Origin of the sequence: Bacillus sp. FSL L8-0199, from assembly GCF_038005705.1 — a bacterium.
In the GTDB taxonomy this organism is placed as follows: Bacteria; Bacillota; Bacilli; order Bacillales; family Bacillaceae_G; genus Bacillus_A; species Bacillus_A cereus.
In genome coordinates, this window is sequence record NZ_JBBOTS010000008.1 from 1 (window position 1) to 7,652 (window position 7,652).

Genomic DNA, 7,652 nt, shown 5'->3' on the forward strand with positions numbered 1-7,652 from the left:
TCCACACACAAAGAAAAATAATTAATCAAATTTCAAAAAATTATTTCCAAAACTCATACCATTTCTTATCTTTACTTGCTGCAATCATCTTCTTAACTTCCAGGACTTCACTTATCGTTTGCATAAGCATTTCATCGCGGCCCTGATTCTTCGCTATGTCTTCCCTAGAATTCGTCGCTATAAGCTTCTGGGAATCCTGTATCGATTGTATAGCGCTTAATAATTCCGATTCTCGTTGTGCAAATCGCTGATCTTGCTCTATTAATCGTTTAGTTAATTCCTGGAGTAATTCATTTTGCTTTTCAATGACTTCTTTTTGCTCTTGAATCATCACCTGTAGCGGTGTAGCGTTGAAATCAGGTTCTTCATAGCGCTCAACTTCATGTCGCTCCAATGGCAATACTTCAACACCTTGATGCCATGATACTATTTGCTTTGTAGCATTTTCTAATGTCATGTCTGTGTCGCTCTTTAAGTTTATAACCTTACGAAACACCATTACATCACTTTCTCTATACTTCCTATGTCCACGTTCATTTTTGATGAAAGTATAACCCTCTTTTTCCAGTACATCAGCATACTTACGTAATGTGCTAGATTGGATACCTAATTGCTCTACCACATCACTAGGACTATATAGCGTCTTCATAGCGTTTCACCTCAAAAAATATATTCGCTATAGCAATGATATACCCTTTTTCCTAATAATTCACGTATCACTTGTTTCAAACTCTTAATTTCCATAAACTTCACATAGGTAATTTATATAATTCCTATTACAGACCCAATTTTAAAATTGAATACTCATTACATCCAAATACCCACATCAAAATCTTTTTTATTTATACAAGATTTTATGCAAAAAAAGAATAGTGGGGATCCTTAGAATCCTCGCTATATCAACGATGTATAAAATCATGTATAAGAGATAAATAGATATGAAAGCAAGAATCCTTGTATGTACAAGGATTCTATCAAATTATTTGCTACCGATAATAGGACGTTATGTTAACCGAGAATGAATAGAACATTCATCATTTTTTCTCTTGTATTCGCTTGTACTAGAATTAAACTAATCTTCAAACCAAAATAACACTTCAATAGGTGCTTTTAAAACTTTTGCAATATCGTAAGCCAATTTTAATGAAGGGTTATATTTTCCGTTTTCGAGATTACCAATTGTTTCTCTTCTAACTCCAACCTTATTAGCTAAATCTCCTTGAGACATATTTAACTTTACCCTATATTCTTTCATCCGAGTAATCAACGTCATCCTGCATCCCTTTCTTTTCTCTACGTTCAAATATTTCTAAATTAATTACAAAAGTAACTAATGGTATTCCAACTGCAAGTGCAACGAATAATCGAATTACATGTATATCTCCAAAAATAACAATACTTAAGATTAATAAAACACCTGATACTAATGATACGAAAAATGCTTTTGTGGCAGCAATGCGAACATGTAGAATAAAAAGTTCATCTGGTATAACTTTTGCATATAAAAAGAAAGAAAAGAAAGCGAAAAAGTAATATGTAAATGAAGTTTCACCTAAAAATGAAAGAGGACCTAAAAACCCTAGAAATCCAATAAATCCTAAGTAAGCTAGTTTATTTTTCATATAAATTCTCCTTTGTGATATATTTCGCTCTTTATGTTATAAATATATCACATAAAGAGCGAAATAAAAAGGAATTGAAACTTTATATCTTTGTTTCAAACCAATACTTTTAACTTCCGCTTTCGAATTTTATGTAAATAAGCCGTCCATATGGACGGCTTATTCTAGTTTTGCTTAATCTGTTTTTTTCCGAAATGCTGACGATACCCCATGTATGTTAAAAAATGAAAGTATAAATCGCAACAAATATAATGAATCCTGATGCTAAAAATAGCGTATATGCCGAAGCTTTTCGATTTTCTTTTAAATCAGAAAATCCTGTCATTAAAATCATCAATCCCACAAACAAAGACATATAAGGCATTACTTCAAACTTATCAGTTATTAAAGAGTAAACGGCTAAAATACAACTAATTAATCCAAATGTAATCTTTAATAATGTCAGCAAAGAATAACCTCCTTAATTAAGTCATAAGTATATAAATTGAGAATATCAAGGGATTAAGTGAGAAGTAAACGGTTAAGGGGAAATAAAATTTCGAGAACAAAAACTATATACTAGCCCACTTTCTTTGGATCTTGCTCTTAGGTCTTCCATTGCTTTTTGGCTAGAGTGCTGGCTCGTCGTGTGGGGACGAAACCCCACGTAGTACGTATCTATTTTTGAATAAAGATTATTTTTGGACGAATGATCTAGGCGATTCGGCTCGTACAATTGCTAGTCCAAGTCGAGAACCATTGCTTTGCTTTTTGTCTGTCGGCTTGGCGAGAAAAGCACACGAGCCGAAAAAAGTTTTGCAAGGACAGAATTAAAAAGAAAGGCAATAGCCTTTAGGTGAGGATTAACGAGCCGACTTTTAATTCTGAGGGTGGAGATTTTTGAGTGAAATTCTCAAAAATACTACCCGTTCCTTGCGGAACTTTTAGCCCTATATATAAGAGTGAGAAGAGGAAAGTAAAGAAATCCAGTAATAACAAGGGTTTATACGATATAGGGTGTGAATTTTTTTTCACACCTGTGTGATTTTTTTTTCACACCTAAAAAATGGAAAAAACAGCATAAAAAAAGATGTCAATAGTAAAATTGACATCTAAAATAAATAAATAGGTAATTTATGTTTTTTAGTATCACCCTTAACCTTAAAATTCCTTAATGACTTTTTAAAAATATGTTGAGTTGCCCTATCAACACTATCCTTTGGAGAACAACACATAATATTAGGATTTACAAACCATGTACGACTTGTGCAAATCCTTCCATCATCAGTTGTCATTCCTGCTTCTGCAACCCCTAAAACACCTTTCTTTAACAAGGAATTCATTGTTTTAGAAACACTCTCTCTTGTTTTACCAAGCTTTTCAGCTAAATAGCTAGGCGTTGCTGCATTAGTATCAATTTCATTATCATTATTATTTTTTTCAATAATTACATTAGTTTTAAATTCCAAATAAGAAGAAATCTGCAACAAAAACGCTTGCTCTGCATTAGTGAAATATCCAATACCATTTAAATATTCCATATTATCCATTATAATCTGCACAAATCTCACCCGATCCGTTGGTTTTTTCTTTTTTGCAATGAAATATTCTTCTCCGCCAGTCGCCTTACTTAATAACTGTAAGAGCATTGCTTTCTCTTCTTCTGAATAACCACCGGCTTGCAACTGATCATAAATACTATCAATCTTGCGATCTCTTAATTTCGCTTTTTTTTCAGCTTGTCCAAAATCTACAACTTTTGTCATAAAATAATTCTCTCCCTTAGTGGAAGGAATCAACTTTTATATGTTAGAATGTATATAGAATATATATTGGTTGATCCCAACCTTATTATGAAAAACCGCCTGTCCGCCAAGACTTTGGGCGGTTTTTTCGTCTTTCTATATAATAACATGAAATGTGTTGTTAAAGGTTTCCATCTATTAAAAATCAATTCTCTTTTTTTACCATTATTATATCTATCTTTCCATATCAAACCCTCGATGTTTATTCATTTCCTTCTTATGTTCTCGCTCAAATTGATTATCAACTCCCTTGCTATCCAAATCATTTTTAACAATCCCTCTAAATGCCTTAAATTTCTCTTTAAAAACTTTCTTTGTTTGTACATACAAAACCCTTATATTCATCTGCAAACCCTTTATATGAGCTTTTAATGAGCTGATTTCTCTACTTAATACACCAATTTCTTTTTGCAACTTACTTTTTTCTTGTTTCAACGTTCGATTTTCTTTCATCCATCCCTCTGCATGCACTTTTAAACTCTCGTTCTCTTTCACAAAGTCTGTCTTTTTCAAACGCTCATAATCCTTTTTGATAGTAACCGCTGCATTCACTTGTTTTGTTATTTCTTGATATTGTTCTGGTGATAACACATAATTTCTTGTCTGTTTCTTCGTGATTTCAGCTTTTCCAAACATTTTATCCTGTACTTCTACTACTACTTCTTTACGTAAAAATGGAATTTTAACAGGTTCATTTGGTATTTGATCCATAGTACTATCTAATTCTTTTTGCATTTGTTCTACTCTTTTTTCTAACTCTATATGACGCTGGCCAATTAACTTCAGCTTTTCACTTTCGCTCTCTACTTGTTGTTTCACTACCTCTAATTCTTTGTACGTATCAACGACATCACTTACCAAACTCTTTTTCACTACATGTAATTCGTTTGTTTTCTCTTCAACGTTTTTTAAATGATCGTCAATCGTTTGCAATTCTGTTTCTTTTTCTTGTACTTGATTTTCAATAGTTGACTTCGCTTCTGCATATTCCTTGTATTGACGGACTTTCATGTACTTATGAGAACCTACATTAGCACGTTCAAAATTCGGAATGTGTTCTTTCGCTAATTGCTCAATATAAGCCGTTTCTAATTCTCTCCAGTGTGCAATTAACTTTCTTCCCGTTCCTTCTACACCTTGTTGCTGCAAAGCTCTATCCATTCCGACACGCCTCGTTAATCCTCGACTACTTTCGAAATTTGGTACATAGTTAATATGTAAATGTGGATTCGCTTCATCATCATGTAAAACCATGTTATAAACTGCTAGATTAGGGTTTCGTCTTTGAAACGCTTCAGCATACTGTTTTAACGCTTCCTTTTTGGCTTCCCTATATTTCGAGTCATCTTTCCCTTCCCCGATCGCTACGACTAATTCTCGTTGCTCATGCGTCTTATCGTCTTTATGTATTTTGTCATAGTAATCATTAATTTTACGGTCATTCCGTTTTTGTTTCTCGTTATATTTGTCCACCGCTTCTTGAAAGATATCCTTGTATACACTTCGGATATCCTTTTGAACAAAATAAATATTCTCATGTAACCTAGCTGGATCAATGCCAGGATTCCCATAAATATTTTCCCTGTTATTGTGGCTTAATGAACTTTGGTGAGATTGATTAAATGAGATAGAACCCAACATAAAGTGCCACCGCTTTCCTAGATTAATTGATACCATAAGTCTAGCAAAGCGACGAAATGGAGTCAATTAACGTAACCCTATACGTATTTTGACGCTTTCGCATCAAAATCGATAGGGGTCTGCGACGCTTGTCGGCTTCACCGAACCATGCTTAGCATGGAAAATCAAACCTTGGGCGTTGCCCAAACCCACTGGGGAAATCTTCCCCAGACCCCCTTTATCGAACTCCCCACCCCCTCAATCCTTGAGAGGCCCCCTCGCCGGTTGGCATCCCCAAAACGGTTCGGTTTTGAGGAAATGCCAAGAGGGTGAAGAATCAGCTGCACGTGTCAATTCCTTAATGCTCCTTTCATGGATCCGCACAAACCGCTGATCCATTGCAGTCCGCTTACCATTGACACTTACCATTTTTTAACCTTACATTTCATTTCACTACACTAGCCCTACATACATAAATATAATATGCCTGTTGTTGCTTTTAAACCTGTTGGAGAATGCCCGTTTTTTTTAAACGAGCATTCTTTTATTTGTTTTTCCCTTGTTTTTGGTGTGTTCAACTTAACAAAAGCTAAAAATCCGCCGAAAAAAGTTTTTCTCTTGAAAGTGAATTTTTTTGAGCGTTGTTTGCTCAAAAATACTACCTATCCCTTACAAAACTTTTAACACTATATATTAAGAGTGAAATAGAAAAGTTAAAAAAACTAGTAATATCAAGGCTTTACGAGGAATTGTTTTGATATCTGTATAGAAACAGTGTTAAGTCCTAATGGTGGGGCTAAAATTATTTGTAAATTGTGATATGAATGTTCCTTTAGTTCGAATGTAATACCTTTTATTACATGTTTTAACACAACTTTAAATAATAATTTCAGTTTTTCTACTAATATATTTAATCTTACAAAAAGATAAGTAAACAGATTAATCTATAATATAGGGTTCAGTCCCAAAAATGCGGATTTACAACGTTAAGCCACTTATAATGTTAAAAAGGGGTTATTTAAACAATTATAATTTTTTTAAAAACAAGTCATACGAGTTACTAACAAACTTTATTGAATTTAAAATCACTTAAAGTTTCAATACAGTAAATCTCATTAAAGTTTTTTCACATTTAACATTGTAAATCCGTATTTTTAAAACTAGCCCTCTAAAATAAAAAAGACTGTACCAAATTGATACAGCCTAAAAATCTAACAAATAATTCATAACATAATCGTTTTATTTTATATTCAAATTTTATGGACCATCTTCATATACTTCGAAATTTCAGCCCAGAACTAATGAGCTTATTATTCCATAGAACATAAAAGCGCCTACTTATATTATTACATTCCACATTAAATAATATAAAATATTAAATGTTTTTGAAACTAATACTTTCTTATTTATCTTATATAGTTTTAAAAAATCCTATACACTATAAATCGAGCATTTACTCTCTGAAAACCACCAGTGTTTAAAAGAGGTAAACTTATAGTAGCATCGCTTACATTAATAACTTGAAGAGTTGATCCTGCAGTTAAAGTTAAAATTCTTGAAACAGATATTTCCCCACCATTTGGATTTGGAAGTAATATTATATTGCCAGCCGAATTATTTGCACCAACTCCACCTATCATGAAACAAATTTCACTTAAAGTAGGCTCAAAAGAAATATAAAATTCAACCTTATAAACACCTGGATCAATTATTGTTATTGTATTATTTGTTGAAAAAATTAAATTTTGAACAGTATTAACACTACCAGTAAAACTAACAGGTGATAAATTCGGAACATTCCGTGCAACTGCATTAGATAAGTCTGCAAAAGTTACAGGAATATTCGGTCCTGTTGGTCCTGTTGATCCTGTTGATCCTGTTGATCCTTGAATCCCTTGAAGACCTGTTGGTCCTGTTGGTCCTGTTGGTCCTGTTGATCCTGTTGATCCTTGAATCCCTTGAAGACCTGTTGGTCCTATTGGTCCGGGTTCTCCCTGAATCCCTTGAACTCCTTGGGGGCCAGTTGGTCCTATTGGTCCAGGTTCTCCCTGAATCCCTTGAACTCCTTGGGCGCCAGTTGGTCCTATTGGTCCAGGTTCTCCCTGAATCCCTTGAACTCCTTGGGGGCCAGTTGGTCCCTCTGGTCCGGCTTCCCCTTGAATCCCTTGAACTCCTTGGGGGCCAGTTGGTCCCTCTGGTCCGGCTTCCCCTTGAACTCCTTGAACCCCTTGAGGGCCAGTTGGTCCCCCTGGTCCCGGTTCTCCTTGAACTCCTTGAACCCCTTGAGGGCCAGTTGGTCCCCCTGGTCCCGGTTCTCCTTGAATCCCTGTTGGTCCTGTAGGACCCGTTAGTCCACTTGAAGGACCAGTTGGTCCTGTAGATCCCGTTGGTCCCGTAGATCCCAAAAATTCAGGGAATGCACATGGAAATGGAAACTCAATATTATGTTTTTTTTGAAATTTACTCATTATACCCCTCTTCTACCCACTTACACCCTATAACTTATGAAAAAGTAAATTCACATGTATAGGAAATCACCTATAAAATTAAAAAATCAATTCTCTACTTCATATATATATATATAACTATTATAAATATATGTAAATACAACCAATAAAATATAAAT

At 34.3% G+C, this 7,652-nt stretch carries 7 protein-coding genes; all 7 read right to left on the bottom strand.

From position 1 onward, the window contains the following. Positions 1 to 40: 40 nt before the first annotated feature. The 7 genes from NST86_RS34730 to NST86_RS34760 all read right to left on the bottom strand — a co-directional run bounded on the left by NST86_RS34730 (position 41) and on the right by NST86_RS34760 (position 7,494). The gene (locus NST86_RS34730) at positions 41 to 649 is read right to left on the bottom strand and encodes a DUF3967 domain-containing protein (RefSeq protein WP_340935810.1); all 609 of its coding nucleotides are present in this window, start codon (positions 647 to 649) and stop codon (positions 41 to 43) included. A 423-nt stretch (positions 650 to 1,072) separates the two neighbouring features. Beyond that, on the bottom strand, positions 1,073 to 1,273 hold the full coding sequence (locus NST86_RS34735) for a helix-turn-helix transcriptional regulator (protein WP_000172689.1): 201 nt from the start codon (positions 1,271 to 1,273) through the stop codon (positions 1,073 to 1,075). After that, the gene (locus tag NST86_RS34740; protein ID WP_081143345.1) at positions 1,242 to 1,622 is read right to left on the bottom strand and encodes a DUF3796 domain-containing protein; all 381 of its coding nucleotides are present in this window, start codon (positions 1,620 to 1,622) and stop codon (positions 1,242 to 1,244) included. Before NST86_RS34740 ends, NST86_RS34735 begins: the two co-directional genes overlap by 32 nt. Before the next feature lie 217 nt (positions 1,623 to 1,839). Continuing rightward, positions 1,840 to 2,070 (bottom strand): YczI family protein, encoded by a 231-nt coding sequence (locus tag NST86_RS34745; RefSeq protein ID WP_340935811.1) that lies wholly within the window; start codon positions 2,068 to 2,070, stop codon positions 1,840 to 1,842. Between the two features lie 643 nt (positions 2,071 to 2,713). After that, positions 2,714 to 3,367 (bottom strand): hypothetical protein, encoded by a 654-nt coding sequence (locus tag NST86_RS34750; protein WP_000170179.1) that lies wholly within the window; start codon positions 3,365 to 3,367, stop codon positions 2,714 to 2,716. A 213-nt stretch (positions 3,368 to 3,580) separates the two neighbouring features. Continuing rightward, positions 3,581 to 5,047, bottom strand: coding sequence for a plasmid recombination protein (locus NST86_RS34755; RefSeq protein WP_340935814.1), 1,467 nt, complete (start codon positions 5,045 to 5,047; stop codon positions 3,581 to 3,583). A gap of 1,400 nt (positions 5,048 to 6,447) precedes the next feature. Next, on the bottom strand, positions 6,448 to 7,494 hold the full coding sequence (locus tag NST86_RS34760; protein ID WP_340935816.1) for a collagen-like protein: 1,047 nt from the start codon (positions 7,492 to 7,494) through the stop codon (positions 6,448 to 6,450). Between the last annotated feature and the right edge of the window lie 158 nt (positions 7,495 to 7,652).

What these genes read in the sequence shown, in the direction of transcription:
- NST86_RS34730 (WP_340935810.1), bottom strand. Translation starts at nt 649, where the DNA reads ATGAAGACGCTATATAGTCCTAGTGATGTGGTAGAGCAATTAGGTATC.
- NST86_RS34735 (WP_000172689.1), bottom strand. Translation starts at nt 1,273, where the DNA reads ATGACGTTGATTACTCGGATGAAAGAATATAGGGTAAAGTTAAATATG.
- NST86_RS34740 (WP_081143345.1), bottom strand. Translation starts at nt 1,622, where the DNA reads ATGAAAAATAAACTAGCTTACTTAGGATTTATTGGATTTCTAGGGTTT.
- NST86_RS34750 (WP_000170179.1), bottom strand. Translation starts at nt 3,367, where the DNA reads ATGACAAAAGTTGTAGATTTTGGACAAGCTGAAAAAAAAGCGAAATTA.
- NST86_RS34755 (WP_340935814.1), bottom strand. Translation starts at nt 5,047, where the DNA reads ATGTTGGGTTCTATCTCATTTAATCAATCTCACCAAAGTTCATTAAGC.
- NST86_RS34760 (WP_340935816.1), bottom strand. Translation starts at nt 7,494, where the DNA reads ATGAGTAAATTTCAAAAAAAACATAATATTGAGTTTCCATTTCCATGT.